General features: G+C 50.2%; 19 protein-coding genes. 13 read left to right on the top strand and 6 right to left on the bottom strand.

Translation table 11 applies throughout. The annotated features are described in order from the left end of the window. Positions 1 to 99 precede the first annotated feature (99 nt). The gene (locus AC07OI_RS19150; protein WP_495258328.1) at positions 100 to 459 is read left to right on the top strand and encodes a hypothetical protein; all 360 of its coding nucleotides are present in this window, start codon (positions 100 to 102) and stop codon (positions 457 to 459) included. 115 nt (positions 460 to 574) lie between these two features. Then, positions 575 to 1,975, top strand: coding sequence for a hypothetical protein (locus AC07OI_RS19155; RefSeq protein ID WP_495258329.1), 1,401 nt, complete (start codon positions 575 to 577; stop codon positions 1,973 to 1,975). A gap of 62 nt (positions 1,976 to 2,037) precedes the next feature. On the opposite strand, the gene AC07OI_RS19160 is transcribed toward AC07OI_RS19155, so the two are convergent. Continuing rightward, positions 2,038 to 2,364 carry a hypothetical protein gene (locus tag AC07OI_RS19160; RefSeq protein WP_495258330.1) on the bottom strand — a complete coding sequence of 109 codons (327 nt, stop codon included), beginning with the start codon at positions 2,362 to 2,364 and terminating at the stop codon, positions 2,038 to 2,040. 496 nt (positions 2,365 to 2,860) lie between these two features. Here AC07OI_RS19160 and AC07OI_RS19165 point away from each other — a divergent pair, with 496 nt between their 5' ends. After that, the gene (locus AC07OI_RS19165) at positions 2,861 to 3,676 is read left to right on the top strand and encodes a polysaccharide deacetylase family protein (protein ID WP_495258331.1); all 816 of its coding nucleotides are present in this window, start codon (positions 2,861 to 2,863) and stop codon (positions 3,674 to 3,676) included. Between the two features lie 338 nt (positions 3,677 to 4,014). Here AC07OI_RS19165 and AC07OI_RS19170 read toward each other — a convergent pair whose 3' ends face one another. After that, positions 4,015 to 4,641: a TetR/AcrR family transcriptional regulator gene (locus AC07OI_RS19170; protein ID WP_495258332.1), complete on the bottom strand. Its 627-nt coding sequence runs from the start codon at positions 4,639 to 4,641 to the stop codon at positions 4,015 to 4,017. Positions 4,642 to 4,824: 183 nt separating this feature from the next. On the opposite strand from AC07OI_RS19170, the gene AC07OI_RS19175 reads away from it, so the two are divergent. After that, positions 4,825 to 5,268: a hotdog fold domain-containing protein gene (locus AC07OI_RS19175; protein ID WP_495258333.1), complete on the top strand. Its 444-nt coding sequence runs from the start codon at positions 4,825 to 4,827 to the stop codon at positions 5,266 to 5,268. Positions 5,269 to 5,438: 170 nt separating this feature from the next. On the opposite strand, the gene AC07OI_RS19180 is transcribed toward AC07OI_RS19175, so the two are convergent. From AC07OI_RS19180 to AC07OI_RS19195, 4 genes are all read right to left on the bottom strand, one after another. After that, positions 5,439 to 5,630 (bottom strand): hypothetical protein, encoded by a 192-nt coding sequence (locus tag AC07OI_RS19180; protein ID WP_495258334.1) that lies wholly within the window; start codon positions 5,628 to 5,630, stop codon positions 5,439 to 5,441. Positions 5,631 to 5,786: 156 nt separating this feature from the next. Further along, positions 5,787 to 6,437, bottom strand: coding sequence for a response regulator (locus tag AC07OI_RS19185; protein WP_495258336.1), 651 nt, complete (start codon positions 6,435 to 6,437; stop codon positions 5,787 to 5,789). Between the two features lie 275 nt (positions 6,438 to 6,712). Continuing rightward, on the bottom strand, positions 6,713 to 7,492 hold the full coding sequence (locus AC07OI_RS19190) for a hypothetical protein (protein ID WP_495258337.1): 780 nt from the start codon (positions 7,490 to 7,492) through the stop codon (positions 6,713 to 6,715). A 21-nt stretch (positions 7,493 to 7,513) separates the two neighbouring features. Beyond that, positions 7,514 to 7,882: a hypothetical protein gene (locus AC07OI_RS19195; protein ID WP_495258338.1), complete on the bottom strand. Its 369-nt coding sequence runs from the start codon at positions 7,880 to 7,882 to the stop codon at positions 7,514 to 7,516. Positions 7,883 to 8,173: 291 nt separating this feature from the next. Between AC07OI_RS19195 and AC07OI_RS19200 the strand changes: the two genes are divergently transcribed. From AC07OI_RS19200 to AC07OI_RS19240, 9 genes are all read left to right on the top strand, one after another. Continuing rightward, positions 8,174 to 8,635, top strand: a complete 462-nt coding sequence (locus tag AC07OI_RS19200; protein WP_423009522.1) for a cupin domain-containing protein — start codon at positions 8,174 to 8,176, stop codon at positions 8,633 to 8,635. Between the two features lie 160 nt (positions 8,636 to 8,795). Next, positions 8,796 to 9,305, top strand: coding sequence for a DUF2199 domain-containing protein (locus AC07OI_RS19205; protein WP_495258339.1), 510 nt, complete (start codon positions 8,796 to 8,798; stop codon positions 9,303 to 9,305). 215 nt (positions 9,306 to 9,520) lie between these two features. Continuing rightward, positions 9,521 to 10,639, top strand: a complete 1,119-nt coding sequence (locus AC07OI_RS19210) for a DegT/DnrJ/EryC1/StrS family aminotransferase (protein WP_495258340.1) — start codon at positions 9,521 to 9,523, stop codon at positions 10,637 to 10,639. Between the two features lie 2 nt (positions 10,640 to 10,641). Then, a complete protein-coding gene (locus AC07OI_RS19215) occupies positions 10,642 to 11,391 on the top strand; it encodes a WbqC family protein (protein WP_495258341.1) in 750 nt (249 codons plus the stop codon). A 211-nt stretch (positions 11,392 to 11,602) separates the two neighbouring features. Beyond that, a complete protein-coding gene (locus AC07OI_RS19220; RefSeq protein WP_495258342.1) occupies positions 11,603 to 12,331 on the top strand; it encodes a class I SAM-dependent methyltransferase in 729 nt (242 codons plus the stop codon). A gap of 3 nt (positions 12,332 to 12,334) precedes the next feature. Further along, the gene (locus AC07OI_RS19225; protein ID WP_495258343.1) at positions 12,335 to 13,621 is read left to right on the top strand and encodes an ATP-grasp domain-containing protein; all 1,287 of its coding nucleotides are present in this window, start codon (positions 12,335 to 12,337) and stop codon (positions 13,619 to 13,621) included. Positions 13,622 to 13,667: 46 nt separating this feature from the next. After that, entirely contained in the window at positions 13,668 to 14,642 is a 975-nt protein-coding gene (locus tag AC07OI_RS19230) for a glycoside hydrolase family protein (protein WP_495258344.1), read from the top strand. Then, complete coding sequence (locus AC07OI_RS19235) at positions 14,639 to 15,604, top strand: glycoside hydrolase family protein (RefSeq protein WP_495258345.1); 966 nt, start codon at positions 14,639 to 14,641, stop codon at positions 15,602 to 15,604. The genes AC07OI_RS19230 and AC07OI_RS19235 overlap by 4 nt, the downstream gene beginning before the upstream one ends. A gap of 11 nt (positions 15,605 to 15,615) precedes the next feature. Beyond that, positions 15,616 to 16,398 (top strand): class I SAM-dependent methyltransferase, encoded by a 783-nt coding sequence (locus AC07OI_RS19240; protein WP_495258346.1) that lies wholly within the window; start codon positions 15,616 to 15,618, stop codon positions 16,396 to 16,398.

Raw genomic sequence — 16,398 nt, forward strand, 5'->3', positions numbered from 1 at the left:
ATTTCATCATCAACTTAAATCCAAAACAAAACCAAGTTAGTTGCAATTATAAAATAAGTACATTATAGTAGGCACATCAGTATCCAGAAATCAATCACCATGACTACGCACAACATCACAACTGTCACACTCTACCGCCCCACTGGCCCAGAAGAGCTGGCGCTAGTGCGTGACAGCGGCTACAAAAAATGGCCACCCCGTTTGCCAGAACAACCGATTTTCTATCCGGTGACGAATGCTGAATATGCGATTCAGATTGCCAGGGACTGGAATGTGGCCGCAAGCGGCGCAGGTTACGTAACGCGCTTTGAGGTCAACAAAAGCTTCATGGACAAGTATCCAGTCCAGACAGTTGGCGGTGCCATTCACACCGAGTGGTGGATACCGGCTGAAGATGTTGAGCTGATGAATGACAATATCGTTGGCGAGATTGAAGTCATTCACAGCTTTACTGCCTGACGAGACTCCACATTTATCATGTGCAATCCGCAACATGCTATAGTCGCAAAGTTGCCAACAAATTCCTTGGTTTGTTGGTAGCAATCACGCACACAATAGAACTGCAGACGACACCTTGATCAGCACAAACCACAGCAGCCTCAGATTATTGCCTGCACATGCCAGGCCAAATACAGCAAACCTGACCCGGCTGTTTTTCACACTATTCAGTTTCTCATTCACCAGCACTGCATTTGCCTTTGCACCCAGCACTGGCCTGGAAGAACTTCTCGTTGCTGCCGCTGGCAGTTTCGTGTTCAGTGTCATTGCGATGATCGTGATTTTCATCAAACTGAAGAAGAATTTCTTGCCGCGCCTTCTGATTGCGCTGGCTTCGCCTTTGCTGGTTTTTCCGGTCTGCATGGCAGGTAGCATGGCGACCAGTTATGTCATGCACCAGATCAGCCAATTAAAGAAAAACCAGGAAATAGCACAAGCCTCTCAAGATGAACAGGATGCCTGGCAGCGTAATCTTTTGCGCATCAGTGCCTGTGATGGTGATCGTGCTGTGCTGGAGACAGAACTGGCGTCAGGCAGGCACGATCTGGAGACCAAGAAGCGTGTGCTGGAAGAATGCGTGTTGCCCAAAGCCGATGCCACCGCCATGCGTGCCATGCTGACAGATCTGCTGGCACAGAATGCCGCTGACAATGCTTACTGTAGCTACCTGAACCCGGCGTTGTTGCGCATGGATACTGGCTTGCTGGACGTGTTTGTCGAGCAGAAGCTGTCGCTGATCTGCCCTTCCACAAGGTATGCTTATGCAGTCGGCATCGAAAAGACCGCACCGTCATGGTGGGAGATATTTCAGGATGGGCAAGCGGCAGATGCAGATCAACTACTGAGAATTTTGCGTTATTTACAGACGCATGGCGTGGACATGAAAGTGGTGGTTGATGGACGCTCCCTGCTGTCGCTGGCGATGCAAAGCGGCAAGGCTGAACTCATTTTGTATGCACTGGATACCGGTGTTGATCCCTACGCCATCCCTGCTGATACAAGTATGCTGTCGCCGCAGCAAAGCTGGACGCTGCAACGGTTTTCTTTTCCTGACATGGGGACTTATAGTGAAGCGGACAAGAAACGCATACAGTCACGCCTGCGCGAAATGAATGGCAAGGAAGCAGAATCACTAGCCCACAGGCTGAGCATCAAAGGCGGGCTGGAAAGTGCCAAGGATGGCGGTGCCGGTTTGCTGGCTTACCTGATACAAAGCGGTGCCAATTTGCGCCGCTTGAACCAGGATGGCAATGGCGTCATGAGTGCTTACACCCGTGTATCACCGGCAGTGGCAGAAGTCCTCAATAAACTCAGCGACCAGCAGTTAAAGGATTTTATCTGCCCGGAAGCCGGGGAATACGGCGATAGCTATCAGCTGTATGCAGAAGCCATCAATGGCGACAACCAGCCCCTCGTCAGCTTGCTCAAGCAGCGCAATATGCCAGCGACTTGCCCGGATACGAAGAAGCAAGAGTAGCTAACAGCACCAGCCAACACCAGTCTGCGGCAGATTGCTGCGGACTGCAATCCCAGGTATCTTTATGTCAGTGCTGGCGCTTGTTTAATCTCAGGCAATGGTACGTCCTTGCCATTGACTGTCAGGCTGAAGGTCTCGCCTTTGTGTACCAGCCGCACTTTGAGTACGCCTTTCTTTTTATAGACGACAATGCCGTTGAGGCTTAACTCGCCATTCTTGAGTTCAAGCACATTACCGTTTTCATGCACGGTGCCGCCCACGCCATCAAGCGTTGAGACCATGGCATCACCTTCGACTTTGACGCTGCCGCTGTTATTTTGGGCGGCAGACGCCGGGGTAGTCGCCGACAAGGCGGCCAGCATGCTGATCAAGACAAATGTGGATTTCATAAACGAAAACTCTCGCAGAAGAAAACAGCTACCCTATGCCATGGCGAATAGTTTGTCAAACAGATAATTAAAGACAATTAAGCAGACCCGCAGATGCGATCGAACGCATTGCATGCCTGACTGCCTTCAGACGCTTAAGCACATCCAGACATGCCAAGGGCAGCAGCACGAACACGGGTTCAACACGAAAAAAAACCTGCCGCTGGCAGGTTCTTTTAGAGTCACCCAACTGACATAAACGCCCGTACTATCTGTACGATGAATCGAAATCCGTGGATAATAAGTTCTAAGACGTGCCTCGCTCTGCTCCCTGGCTTATCTGCCAGATGATACCGATCTCTGCAACGTGAAACCATACTAAAGCGCCACGGCGAACGGGTCTGTGCGCTGGCACACACTATCTACATTCCTGTAGTTTTACCAATTGTAATTAAAGCTGCTTCTGGCCTGCATTTACGTATACTCGCGGCTTATAGAAAAAATAAGTTTATTTGACATGCTTTTTCGCATCAGCCGCCCTGCATGCTTTTCATTCGTCGCCGCTGTGGCCTCTATCGCCTGGTGTTCATCTGCGCAGGCCATGCCCGTAGAGGTGCACAACCGCATCGCTACGCCTATTAGCACAAACAAAATCGCAGACAAAAAAATAGCACTGACGCTGGATGCCTGTTCCGGCAAGTTTGATGCAGAGTTACTGGACTTTTTAATTCGCAAACGCATCCCTGCCACCATCTTTGTGACCAAGAAATGGCTGGATAAAAATCCTGCCGGTGTTGCCATCATCAAGGCCAACCTGGATTTGTTTGATGTCGAAGACCACGGTGAAAAACACATCCCCGCCATCATCGGCCCCGGCAAGAAAGTCTATGGGCTGGCGGGTGAACCCGACATCGCAGGCCTGCAACGCGAAGTCACTGAAGGTGCCAAAGCCATCACCAGCACAATGGGTACTACCCCGCAATGGTATCGCGGTGCCAGCGCAAAATATGACCCATTAGCGATGGACGAGATCAAGCGTCTGGGCTACAAGATCGCCGGTTTCTCATTGAATGCAGACCAGGGCGCGACGCTGCGCAAGCAAGCCATCATCAATCAATTCAAACGCCTGCAAGCGGGAGATGTGATCATAGCACACATGAACAAACCGGCATCCGACTCTGCCGAGGGTTTGGCGGTAGCACTGGCAGAAACCCTGAAGCAGGGCTTTGTGTTTGTACGGCTGGATCAGGTGGAGTTGCAGCGGGTTGAATTGCAACGCGTGAACATGCAAAAGTTACAGATTGCGCGGCGTAGTCTGGCGTCATCCAATTAGTGGGATAGCGGAAGAAGCGAGCAATACATACACAGTATGTGTGCGTCATGTACGGCACACATGTTTGCTCAAAAACCATGGAACACCATGCGGTGCATTGCAATGCGCCTCACGTTACGGCTACATCACGGCGATGGTTGACGCATTACTGGATGTAGGGTGCGTTGCAACGCACCGATTTTGCGTAAAATAAGCTGCGCGCCAATCAATCTCTTTGTTTAGAATATCTTTTAACGAAACCACATTGCGCGACTGACACTCATCAATAAATGGTGCGTTACAACGCACCCTACCGGGCTTGGATTTGTATGATGATGCGTTAATCATACCTGCGTGAGCTACGGTATTGCATGCATCGCCACAGAATTCCAGGCAGCCTGCGTCAGGTGTTCACGGTATTTTTTTGGTGAAGTGCTTACCCGCCCGGACAGCCAGGCACGGCAGTAATTTTCTGCCTGCCCTATCAATAGCGATGGCAGTAAATCATCCGGTATGTGTTTGATCAGATCGCGCCTGCCAGGCGCGGCCCACCATGTATGCATGTTTTTATTGCGAGTACGGTTCCTGGCTGACAATTCATCTGCTTGCGGCCCTTTGGCAATCGCTGCCCGCGCCTGGTATTGAAAGCGCGCCAACTCTGGCTGCTCTGTCACCCAGTCTACATAGGCGCAGACAATCGCCGCCACACCTTCTTGTGCCGAGCGGGCCTTCTCCAGATAGTCTGCCAGCAGGCGTGCCTGGTCTTCCAGCGCACTAAAAAACAGTGCTGCCACCAGGCCTTCTTTACTGCCAAAGTGATGATAGATATTGCCGACGCTGGTATCACAGTGCTGCTTGATGATTTCTATCGTGGTCAGGTCAAGGCCATGTTCATTGAAACATGCGAGAGCACCCAGCAGGATATCGCGCTTTAACTGCGCGCGCCTGCCGGGGTAATTGCGTTCAAGGACATCTGATGTAGCCAAATCAATACTGCCAGAAAATGAGTAATAAGATAGTTCGATGGCGATGATACCGCAGCTCGCCCACGAGTAAACCGCTTGACACAGAAAAATGTTCTAGAATATTATTCTTAAACAGAATTTAGTTCTATTTTAGAATATTATTCTAATTATAGGTATTTCATTTACACTTCAGGAGACAAGAAAATGAGTCAAGCGCTAGAGATGTTCAAACTCGGTGGCCCCGAGCAGTTCAGCAAAATGGTATGTCAGATGGCCCCTTATTTCAGCACCATCAACCCCACCCTGAGTGAACTGCGCCCAGGCTATGCCGAGGCCAAAGTCCCCTTCCGCCGCGAAATTACCAACCACCTGGGCACCATCCATGCGATTGCCCTGTGCAATGCCGCAGAACTGGTGGCAGGCACCATGACCGACGTCTCCATCCCCGCAGGCGGGCGCTGGATACCAAAGGGCATGACGGTGGAATATCTGGCCAAAGCAAAAACCGATGTCACGGCTGTGGCAGACGGCAGCGGCCTGGACTGGACCACCGCAGGCGACAAGATCGTCACCGTGGATGTGGTCGATGGCGGCGGCGTCAAAGTCTTCACGGCGCGCATTACCATGAATGTGAAACTGGCAGAGTAAGTAACTGGATATTACTGAATTACGCTATGCCCCGTTCTAGTGGATGTAACTGAGATGCCGCAAGATCTATCGGTCGCTTTATCCAACAGCGACCGGTATGCAATGCATACTGCATATTCGATATCGACACATGCAAAGAACCCCATTCATTAAAGTCAGATGAAAGACAATTACGATTCAATTACGGGAGCTACGCATTCATCGTCATCTGAAAGTAGCATTTGCATTTTAGTATTCGGAGAAAGAACATTCTCCAAATCATTACAACGCTCTCTCCAGAGTTCGCCTAGTTCAGTTCCTGCATGCTGTTTCGCTGCATCTCGAGCGATAATGAGTTTATGCATAATATCGATGTCACTCATACTTTTCCTTAATCTTTTGGGCTCTCATTCTAAGTAACAACATCTGCGCAGGCGCATCTGCATCCAGAACCTGACGGTTCAGTTCACCTCATACTTTGCATTGATCTTTATCATGAATGAGTTTTAAAGCAGTCTGATACAAGCAACAAACTGATCTTAAGGACTGGCACTTCCCAATGGCAGCATACCTAACAGAGTTGTGCCAGAAGAAGTAATTCCGGCAACACCGGCCCTGGCAGCGTCTTCTTGCATATGTTTTGCTGCCCAAGAACCGCAAAATATGTATATCGGCGTAGTTACGCCAAGTTGTTTCAACTGATAACTCAGGTCCAGGCCCGCATGATCACTTTCAGGCCTGCCCATGTCTGAAATAATGATGTCATAGGTCGACAACTTTATTCTGTTAAGGGCTTCGTCAGTACTTAGAGCAATGTCCACGGTTACCCCCCGGCTTTGTAATGCAGCGACGAGGAAGCTGTTATTCTTTGGCCTGTCGTCCACCCAAAGCACACGTTTATTGGTCGTGGTTGGTATCTCAAGTGCAGTGCGAAGCGGCGGGGTATCGGTAACCAGGCGCTTTTCAAGTTCGATCATTTTCGCTTGCAAATCACTAATGATGGCAAGCTGTTGTTGAGAAACTTCTTCCATCGTCAGTTCGTTGCCCGCCACTTTTAAAGTGAATTTCCGTGACTTGGCAGACTCGACCAATACCCGTATCGGTTCGAACAATTTATACAGCAATATGGCAAACACCAAAGGCCACGCGAGTGATGCAATTGCCGCAATCAGTTTCGCTCCATCTTCCATATATTTCCTCTAAAAAGACAGGGCAAGGCTAAGCTATACCGGTAAAGTTTAATGTTGTGACTGCACCTTTAACAAAGGTGATTTGATACTCAATAATGTTATTTTATTGTACAAATATATAGATTATTTAGTATTTATCAAAATATAACAATCAGCAACAGCAAGTGTTTATTGCATTGTGGATACTTGAACTAGCAGACAGTGATCAAGGGCTAACCCAAGAAACTGGGACTTGCCATTGTGCCTTGGCTGAAACCGGGGAGCGCTTTTACACCTCATCTACTCTTCCACACACTCTCCAGCATCGCATACCCACGCGCATCGTATTGTTTTAGTTCTGCATGTTGATAGGGATAAAAATCATTTTCCCCAAAATAGGCTTCACTGAGTTCTGCAAAATATTCCCGGTGGTTGCTGATGGCGTAGGCTTCTTGCAGTGCTGTGCCATGGTCACGCGTGACCTGGCGGTATAGTCCGGCGGCTTTGGCGTTTTCATAGGCGCGCAGGATGGCTGCATCGAGTTCTGGATGCTGGAAGTGGTAGGCATGTGCCATTTCATGTAACAAGCCATAAGGCTGGCTGCGCACCAGGGTGGCGAATTCTTTCCAGTTGCAGATTTCTATATTGCCAGCGAATTCAACGGGGTAGTCATGTTCCTGCAGCCATTGTGCAGAGGGGTGATGTTGTGCACCAAAGGCGCGGTAGGTGCCACTGGAGACATAGATGCTGACCTTGCGCAAACTGTCCTGCGCCTGGGCTGGCAATTTTCTGAGTTTGTCCAGTTGATCAGTCAAGGCACTGATAAAGGCAGATCTGGATGCCGCATCTGCCGTTTGCAAACCCTGGTCAAACATCAGGGTCCAGCCATCGATCCGGGTTTTCTGGTAAGTGCTGGCGGCGCAAATGGGGGATGAGGCCAGCAAGAGCAATACGGGGAAAAACAGCAGCGCACGGCGGCGGCTGTTGGTAAGGGCAGATGGCATGGGATTGATCAACTGATTTTTGTCAGCAAGATTAAAGCATGCCACCTGCCACGGCGCAATAGTCTGCGCCATGCTCTCATGCAGTAGCCGGGATTAACGGCGATGCGGTGCCCAGTGCCCTTCCCTGAAATGCCAGGAGTGGCCGACATATTCCCAACGGTGCCCTACCCAGACGTGGCCAGCACGTGGTGCCGACCAGTAACCGCGATGCCAGACATGGCGGCCACCTTCCCAGAACCAGGCACCGCCTATCCAGACATAATCAGGGCTGGGTGCCACACCTATCACTTCAGCGTAGGGTGCAGGTGGTGCAGTTTCTACCACGACGACGCCAGGTGCATACGCTGGTTGCGTATACACAGGCTGAGGTTGTGCATGATAATAAGGGCGCGGTGCCACGACGCAACCTGTCAACGCGGTTGCGGCAGCTATCGCCGTCAGACCAAGTGCGATTCTTTTCATTTTTTTCTCCAGATCAATGTCCGCACGATGCGGCAGTGCAGGCATTTGGTATGCCTGCTATGTGATGACATTAACGGCCATGATAAAAGCCTTGTTGACTGGGTTTTGTAATGATTTGTAGCAGAAAATTGCAAGCCGCCTGCGCTGGTAAGTAAATGAAACCACAGCATGGCTTGCACATGGCAAACAATACCGTCGTGACAATGAAAATCTCTTGCCGGACATGGCTTTGTATTGCACACTTTGCATTCCACTCTGCCCCCTATCCGACACTGACAACCTGGAGACATCATGCGCATCAACAAAACATCTGCCATCGCCGCCGCTTTTTTTGCCGGTCTGGTCGCTTCGCCCTTGATACAACATGCCGTCAGCGACGCCCGCGCCGATGCACCTGCCCTGTCTGCCACCATCATTGATTTGCTGGCCATCAAGCATGATGACTTGCCCAAGACCGGCAATGCCGACTTGAATGCACGCGCCCTGGTCATTACCGACCATGCCACGGTCGGTATACAATCAGGCAATGTCGCCAAGCACATGCATCCACAGACCGATGAAATCCAGTACATCATTGAAGGCAGCGGCAGCATGTGGCTGGGCACAGAGCGCAAAGACTTCAAACCCGGCAGCCTGATCATCATCCCCAAAGGCACGGCCCATGCCGGCAGCATCGTCAGCAATGGCCCGGTAAAAGCCATCGCCATCAAGATCCCGCCTCAGGGCAAGACTGATACGGTGTTTGTGGATTGATGTTTGTGCTATGGGCGGTAAAGGTACTGCAATCAGCAGGGTGCGCCATGCGTACCGTTTTTTGACGCACCGATTCATGACTACGGCTCGTTGAAATTTGAATGGTGCGCGCGGCGCACCCTGCCGCCTCTTTCACCCAACTCCAAATAACAGGAAAAAAATGCCCACCGGTTTTACCTGCGCCACATGTGGTGCATTCCATGAAGGATATTCACTATGTTATGGGCCGTCTGCCCCAGAAATCTGGTACAACATACCAGAGGCCGAACGTGAATCACGCTGCGAGCTGTCATCCGACCAGTGCATCGTCGATGACAAGTATTTTTTCGTGCTCGGTCGTGTCGAAATCCCCATCATCGAGACCGGTGAAGAATTCGTCTGGCTGGCCTGGGTATCGCTGAGCGAAAAGAATTTTGAACGTGCCTGTGAATTATGGGAAGCAGAAGGCCGCGAATCTGAGTCGCCCTGCTTTGCCTGGTTTTCATCTGCCCTGCCGTATGAAAAAACCACCCTGCATCTGGAAGCTATACTGCACACCAGGCCACTGGGCGAGCGACCAGCGATAGAACTACAGGAATGCGATCATCCTATCTATCTGCAGCAAAAGAATGGCATGTCACTAACGGAGTTGCAGACTTTGACTGAACGCATCATGCATGGTCACGCATGAAAAGAATTTATCAGCATCAGAGCTCCCGCCATAGACAATATCAAATAAACAATTGCATATCCGGATGCAAGGGAAACGCACTGTGTCTGCTCATGTCAGTTAGCGTCAACACCCTCAAAATTTTGGCTGTTTATGCTATGCTTACAAATAGACAATACACAATATCTACAATAAGCAATCACTTCCGATGATGCATCTGCCACTGCCAAGGCTTTATGGAAAATTCACCTGACAAAAAGCCCATCTACGTCACGCAGCCCCATTTGCCTCCTCTTGAGGAATTTATTCCTTATCTGGAGAAAATATGGGAAAACAAGATATTGACCAATTGCGGCCCGTTTCACCATCAGCTCGAAGAGGCGCTGTGTGAATACTTGGGCGTAGAACATCTTGCCCTGTTCACCAATGGCACTCTGGCCTTGGTCACGGCCTTGCAGGCACTGCGTATTACGGGCGAAGTCATCACCACCCCCTATTCATTTGTAGCAACCACGCATTCGTTGCTTTGGAATGGTATCAAGCCAGTGTTTGCTGACATAGACCCACAAACCTTCAATCTTGATCCATCACGTATAGAAGCAGCAATTACCCCGCAAACCACGGCCATCATGCCGGTGCATTGCTATGGCAATCCATGCGATGTTGAAGCCATACAGGATATTGCCGACAGGTATAACCTGAAAGTGATCTACGACGCTGCGCATGCCTTTGGCGTCAAAGATGAGGGTGGCAGCATCTTGCGCCATGGTGATTTGTCGGTATTGAGTTTTCATGCAACCAAGGTATTCAACACCTTTGAAGGCGGTGCAATCGTCTGCCGCGATGCCAAGATCAAACGTCATATTGATCACCTGAAAAACTTTGGCTTCGTCGATGAAACGACGGTCACAGCACCCGGCATCAACGGCAAGATGAGCGAGATCAATGCGGCCTTTGGCCTGCTGCAGCTCAAGGATGTGGATAATTCCATTGCCAGACGCAGGGCCATCGATGCCCATTACCGCCAGTTGCTCAAGGATGTGGCTGGCATACGCTGTCCGGACCACGTCAATCATGAGCTGGATAACTGTGCCTATTTCCCGATCATGGTCGGGCCAGATTACCCTTTAAGCCGTGATGCACTGTATCAAAAATTACGCGATCACGAGATATTTGGCCGGCGCTATTTCTATCCGCTGCTGTCCGACTTTCCCATGTATCGCGGCCTGCCATCGGCCCAGAGTTCTAATTTACCGCATGCCACCCTCGCTGCGCAGCAGGTCCTGTGCCTGCCCATCTACCCCGCACTGGAATTGGAACAGGTTGAAACGATCGCGGCACTCATCGCCGCATAGTCATGCTTGTTCACTCCGATACACAAAACAGACACGATGCGCAGGGCAATCACATCCGGCTAGGTGTGATGCAGCCCTATTTTTTTCCCTACATCGGTTATTTTCAACTGATTGCTGCGGTTGATCAATTCATCGTCTACGACAACATCAAGTACACAAAAAAGGGCTGGATCAACCGTAACCGCTTGCTGCAAGACGGCAAGGATGTATTGTTCTCACTGCCGTTGAAGGCGGGGTCAGATGCACTGGATATAGTTGAACGTGAACTGGCGCTTGATTTTGATCGTGAAAAATTCCTGCGTCAATTCCGCAATGCCTACCGGCGCGCGCCATACTTTGATCAAACCATGTCACTCATAGAGGGTATCATGCGACATGATGAGCAAAACCTGTTCAGGTTCCTGCATCATGGTTTGAGCGCGACCTGCCAGCATCTGGGTATCACGACGCCTATCCATGTTTCTTCGACTATCAATATTGATCATGGTCTCAAAAGCCAGGACAAGGTCATCGCGTTGTGCGAGGCCATGGGCGCAGGCAGCTACATCAATGCCATAGGAGGAATGGATTTGTATTCAGCCACGGCATTCAATGAACGTGGCATCAGCCTCAACTTCATACGCTCTGCCGCATTTGAATATGCACAATATGGCCAGGCATTTGTGCCATCATTGTCTATTGTTGATGTCATGATGTTCAATTCACTGGAGAGTATCAGGCGACAGATCACACAGGGCTATGATCTGATCTGAGCAGCAATCTTCAATGCAGAAATGGCAGGACTGCAGGGCGATAAACAAAATCCCGGGCCGCACTGGTTTGACAACACCCTGCAGGGCGACGATAATTTCAGCAAAGTTGCCAGAAAAAAACGTTTAAATGCGAGCAAATGCTCTTTGGCAAGCACAACATCATGAGTGAAAATCCGACAATTCACTTCAATTACCAGGAAATGGATTAGGTATGACCAATATACTCGACACTCATGTGCAGGCCTATGAAGGTTCCAGTATTTATGAATTTGACAATCAAATTCAACTGCAGTGGTATCCAGAACGCATAGCGCAATTTTCCGAGGGTGCCAATTCACTGCTGGAACTGGGTTTGGGCCATGGCATTACCGCCAATATGTTTGAGAAACATTTTTCCCGCCATGTGGTGATTGATGCTTCCCGCGCTGTGATTGATCAGTTCCGTACCCGCTTCCCTCAGTCCAAGGCAGATATCGTCGAAGCCTATTTCGAAAATTTTGCGACGGAAGAACGATTTGACGTCATCGTCTTTGGTTATATCCTGGAACATGTAGATGAACCGGTGCGCATACTCAAGCACTTCCGCCAGTTCCTGGCACCGCAGGGGCGCATGTTTTTGACAGTACCGAATGCTGAAGTACTGAACCGTCGTCTGGGCCATTTCGCAGGTTTGCTGCCTGACATGCAAGAACTATCAGACTATGATCATCAATTGGGTCATAAGCGCTATTACACGGTAGAAACCTTGAAAAAAGATATTCTTGAAGCTGGCTATGACATCAAGCGCATGGAAGGTATTTACCTGAAACCGCTAACGACCAAACAAATGCTGTCGCTCAATTTTGACGCGAATATTATCCGCGCATTTTGCCTGGCAGCGATTGATTACCCTGAACTGTCCTGCGGTATTTTGGCTGAGCTGGCCTCGCCGGCAAACTGATCCATGATCAGCAAAAACAAGGTTCTGGTGTTTCCTGCTGGCTCTGAAATCGGGCTGGAGATATATAACTCGCTCAAATACAGTCACCATGTTGAATTGTTTGGTGCCTCCGGCAAAAATGATCATGCCTCGTACGTGTATGATGAAGCGCATTATGTTGAAGACCAGTTTTACGTAGACCGCCCGGATTTCATTGAGCGCTTCAATCAATTGTTGCGCAGGCTGGGGATAGAGTTTGTGTACCCTACCCACGATACCATTGCCAATTTTTTGGCAGCGCATCAGGATCAGCTGGCTGCACACGTCATCACGTCCTGTGCAGATACCAACCAGATTGCACGCTCCAAGAGCCTGACGTATGCAAAGTTTGGCTCCTTTGATTTTTGTCCCAGGATTTTTGTTGCGGGTGACAAGCACCTGGAGTTTCCTCTATTTTTAAAACCCGACGATGGCCAGGGCGGCAAAGGTAGTTTCATTGCTGAAGACCAGGCAGATCTGGATTTCTATTTGCGTAAAAGCCCTGGCTTGTTGCTCAGCGAATTTTTGCCAGGCGAAGAATTAAGTGTTGATTGCTTCACTGACTTCAAGGGTGAATTGAAATTCATCGGTCCCAGAACGCGGGAGCGTGTGCAAATGGGCATCTCGTTTCGCTCAACAGCGATGGCAGTCACTGACGAAATTCTGCAGATTGCCCAAGCGATTAATAACACTGTCTCGCTCAATGGTGCCTGGTTCTTCCAGCTTAAAAAAGACGGTGCAGGTAAATTCAAGTTGCTGGAGTTCGCACCGCGCCAGTCCAGCACCATGGGTTTGTACCGGGCCGCAGGGGTCAACTTTGCGCTGCTCAGTCTGTTCAATGCCTTGAAAATTCCTGTGCAAACGATGAAAAATAATTATGCGCTGCAACTTGACCGTTGCCTGCATAATCGCTACAAGGCAGACTTCAAGTATTCACATGTGTATATCGATCTTGATGAAACCATCATCATCGGCACCCATGTTCACCCCATGGTGATGGCCTTCGTCTATCAATGCCGCAACCGTGGCATAGACCTGACGCTCATCACCAGACACCGTTACGATGTCAGCGCCAGTTTGCTTGCCTGCGGTATTGCAGAAAACCTGTTTGCATCCATCATCCACCTGACAGATGATGAGCCAAAATGGAAGTCCATCAACAAACAGGGCGCCATTTTTATCGACAACTACTGGAAAGACAGACGCGAGGTGGCAGAGGCACTCGGCATACCGGTATTTGATGTCGATGCCATCGAAACCCTGCTGGCCTAGCAGCGCTGCACTGTACTGCACATCTACTATTTGCAAGGAAAGATACATGTTCAAGTGGGAAAAACTGGGGAAGATATTTGATCCCCGGGATCTGCAAGGAGCGAACTGGATGCATGAGTTCGCCCAGTCCCCCTCTGTCGTTATCCATGATGATTACGTCAGGGTCTATTTTTGCTCCCGCCCTGCCCCGTCTGCAGATGGCCAATACCTGAGCTATCTGGCTTTCATCGACCTGGAACGCCATGACCTGACACAAGTCCGGCAGGTATGCCAGCAAGCGGCGCTCAGCCTGGGGGCTTGTGGCACATTTGATGAGTTTGGCACCAACCCCACCTCCGTCATTCGTGACGGTGAACAATACCGCGTCTATTATGCTGGCTGGACACGCTGTGAATCCGTGCCCTTCAATGGTGCCATCGGCGTTGCTGTCAGTAATGATGGCGGCAATTCCTTTCACCGGCTGGGTGATGGCCCTGTCATCTCCTATAGCCCGGATGAGCCCTTTCTCATGGGCAGCCCAAGGATAAGAAAATTCCAGGATCAGTGGACGCTCTGGTACGTGGCAGGCAAAGAATGGCTGAAAACCAGTGGCAGACCCGAGCCAATTTACCGCATACGCATGGCGACATCAGCCAATGGTTATGACTGGGTCAAGGCAGGCAAGGATTTGATAGAAAGCCGCCTGGGTGAACTGGAATGCCAGGCTTGCCCGGATGTCTTGTACCAGGACGGTTTGTACCATATGTTTTTTTCTTACCGCACTACCGAAAACTACAAGAGCAAACAAGGTGGATACCGCATAGGCTATGCCAGTTCCAGTGACATGCTGAACTGGGCAAGGGATGACGACAAGGCAGGCATGCACGTCTCTGATACAGGCTGGGATTCTGAAATGGTTAACTACCCGCATGTTTTCATGCTCGATGGCCATACCTATATGCTATACCAGGGCAATGAGATGGGGCGCACAGGCATGGGTCTGGCGCGCATGCTGCCGGGGCAGGATTGGGGTCATTCATGAAATGGATAAAACTGGGTAAAATTTTTGACCCGGCCGCCCATACCCTGCCGCCGCCTTGTTTTGGCTATGCGCAGTCGCCCCAGGCGCTGGTCTTGGCAGACAGGGTACGCATCTATTTTTCGACCAGGGAGCGCGACAGCAGTGGCAAATTTCTCAGTCACATTGCTTTTGTTGACTTCGAGAAAAATATGCGCGACATCATCACCACCTCAACCCATGCCGTTATCAAGCTGGGCAAACTGGGTTGTTTTGACGAGCACGGGATTTTCCCGGTGAATGTATTACGCGACGGTAAACGCGTACTGGCCTACACCACAGGCTGGAACAGGAAAGTATCGGTCTCCGCAGATGCAGCCATCGGGCTGGCGATCAGTCATGATGAGGGTCGTACTTTTGAAAAAGTTGGCGACGGCCCGGTACTGGCAGCCTCATTACATGAGCCTTTCCTGGTCGGTGATGCCTTTGTATTGCATGAGCAGGGGCAATACCATATGTGGTATATCCATGGCACCAAGTGGATCAAACAATCGGATGCCACCCCGCCTGACCGCGTATATAAAATTGCCCATGCCACCTCAGACGATGCCATTCACTGGAAGCGTGAAGGACGTCTTATCATTGCTGACAAACTCAATGAAAATGAATGCCAGGCCCTGCCAACGGTATTCAGGCAGGCTGGCATTTACCATATGTATTTCTGCTATCGGCAGGCGCATGATTTCAGGAGCCAGCACAGCAGTGCATATCGACTGGGTTATGCATGGTCAAAAGATATGCTGCACTGGGAAAGGGACGACAGCCTCGCCGGTATTGATGTATCCACGGACGACTGGGACTCGCAGATGCAGTGTTATCCTCATGTATTTGAACTTGATGGCAAGTTTTACATGCTTTATAACGGCAACGAATTTGGCCGTGGTGGCTTTGGTCTGGCCGTACTTGATACCAGCGCCGAGCAATAAAAGGAATATTCATGGACAGCAAACGCAATTACAACGCCGAACTCAATGATGCAGGCAATCGTGAAAACGAAAAATACGCCTACTCGTTTGACTTTGATGTATTACATCATTACATGATCAAGTCTTTCGAGCCCTTCATTAACACCGGCAGCATACTGGAGCTGGGTAGCTACAAAGGCAACTTCACCAGGCGACTGCTGGCTTTTTCAGATGATGTCACTTGCGTAGAGGCATCGGATGCGGCAATTGCCGAAGCACGTGCCAACTTTGGTGAAAAGCTGCATTTCTTCAATGCCGAATTTGAAAAAGTGCAATTACCACGTCGCTATGACAATATCGTGCTGACCCATGTGCTGGAACATCTGGACGACCCGGTGCTGGTGCTGAAGCGTATCAATGATGAATGGCTGTCCGACAAGGGCCGATTGTTTCTGGTTTGCCCCAATGCGAATGCGCCTTCACGCCAGATTGCCGTGAAGATGGGGTTGATTTCACACAATGCAGCGGTCACGCCTGCCGAGGCAGAACATGGGCACAGATGTACCTATTCGCTCGACACCATGGAGCGCGATGCCGTTGCCGCAGGTCTGAAGGTGGTACACCGCTCCGGCATTTTCTTCAAGGCACTCGCCAATTTCCAATGGGATCGCCTGCTCAACACTGACATCGTTTCACCGGCTTACATTGAAGGCTGCTATCAATTGGGACAACAATACCCGGACTTGTGTGCAAGTATTTTCTTGATGTGTGAAAAAGGACAAACGACGTCGCAGCTGGATAAGGGAGCTGCCTGA

This window comes from Undibacterium sp. GW821-FHT07F11, from assembly GCF_059418665.1.

Bases quoted from the DNA above. Each gene is read 5' to 3' on its own strand.
- AC07OI_RS19150 (WP_495258328.1), top strand. From the start codon at position 100: ATGACTACGCACAACATCACAACTGTCACACTCTACCGCCCCACTGGC.
- AC07OI_RS19160 (WP_495258330.1), bottom strand. From the start codon at position 2,364: ATGAAATCCACATTTGTCTTGATCAGCATGCTGGCCGCCTTGTCGGCG.
- AC07OI_RS19165 (WP_495258331.1), top strand. From the start codon at position 2,861: ATGCTTTTTCGCATCAGCCGCCCTGCATGCTTTTCATTCGTCGCCGCT.
- AC07OI_RS19175 (WP_495258333.1), top strand. From the start codon at position 4,825: ATGAGTCAAGCGCTAGAGATGTTCAAACTCGGTGGCCCCGAGCAGTTC.
- AC07OI_RS19180 (WP_495258334.1), bottom strand. From the start codon at position 5,630: ATGAGTGACATCGATATTATGCATAAACTCATTATCGCTCGAGATGCA.
- AC07OI_RS19185 (WP_495258336.1), bottom strand. From the start codon at position 6,437: ATGGAAGATGGAGCGAAACTGATTGCGGCAATTGCATCACTCGCGTGG.
- AC07OI_RS19190 (WP_495258337.1), bottom strand. From the start codon at position 7,492: ATGGCGCAGACTATTGCGCCGTGGCAGGTGGCATGCTTTAATCTTGCT.
- AC07OI_RS19195 (WP_495258338.1), bottom strand. From the start codon at position 7,882: ATGAAAAGAATCGCACTTGGTCTGACGGCGATAGCTGCCGCAACCGCG.
- AC07OI_RS19200 (WP_423009522.1), top strand. From the start codon at position 8,174: ATGCGCATCAACAAAACATCTGCCATCGCCGCCGCTTTTTTTGCCGGT.
- AC07OI_RS19205 (WP_495258339.1), top strand. From the start codon at position 8,796: ATGCCCACCGGTTTTACCTGCGCCACATGTGGTGCATTCCATGAAGGA.
- AC07OI_RS19210 (WP_495258340.1), top strand. From the start codon at position 9,521: ATGGAAAATTCACCTGACAAAAAGCCCATCTACGTCACGCAGCCCCAT.
- AC07OI_RS19215 (WP_495258341.1), top strand. From the start codon at position 10,642: ATGCTTGTTCACTCCGATACACAAAACAGACACGATGCGCAGGGCAAT.
- AC07OI_RS19220 (WP_495258342.1), top strand. From the start codon at position 11,603: ATGACCAATATACTCGACACTCATGTGCAGGCCTATGAAGGTTCCAGT.
- AC07OI_RS19225 (WP_495258343.1), top strand. From the start codon at position 12,335: ATGATCAGCAAAAACAAGGTTCTGGTGTTTCCTGCTGGCTCTGAAATC.
- AC07OI_RS19230 (WP_495258344.1), top strand. From the start codon at position 13,668: ATGTTCAAGTGGGAAAAACTGGGGAAGATATTTGATCCCCGGGATCTG.
- AC07OI_RS19235 (WP_495258345.1), top strand. From the start codon at position 14,639: ATGAAATGGATAAAACTGGGTAAAATTTTTGACCCGGCCGCCCATACC.
- AC07OI_RS19240 (WP_495258346.1), top strand. From the start codon at position 15,616: ATGGACAGCAAACGCAATTACAACGCCGAACTCAATGATGCAGGCAAT.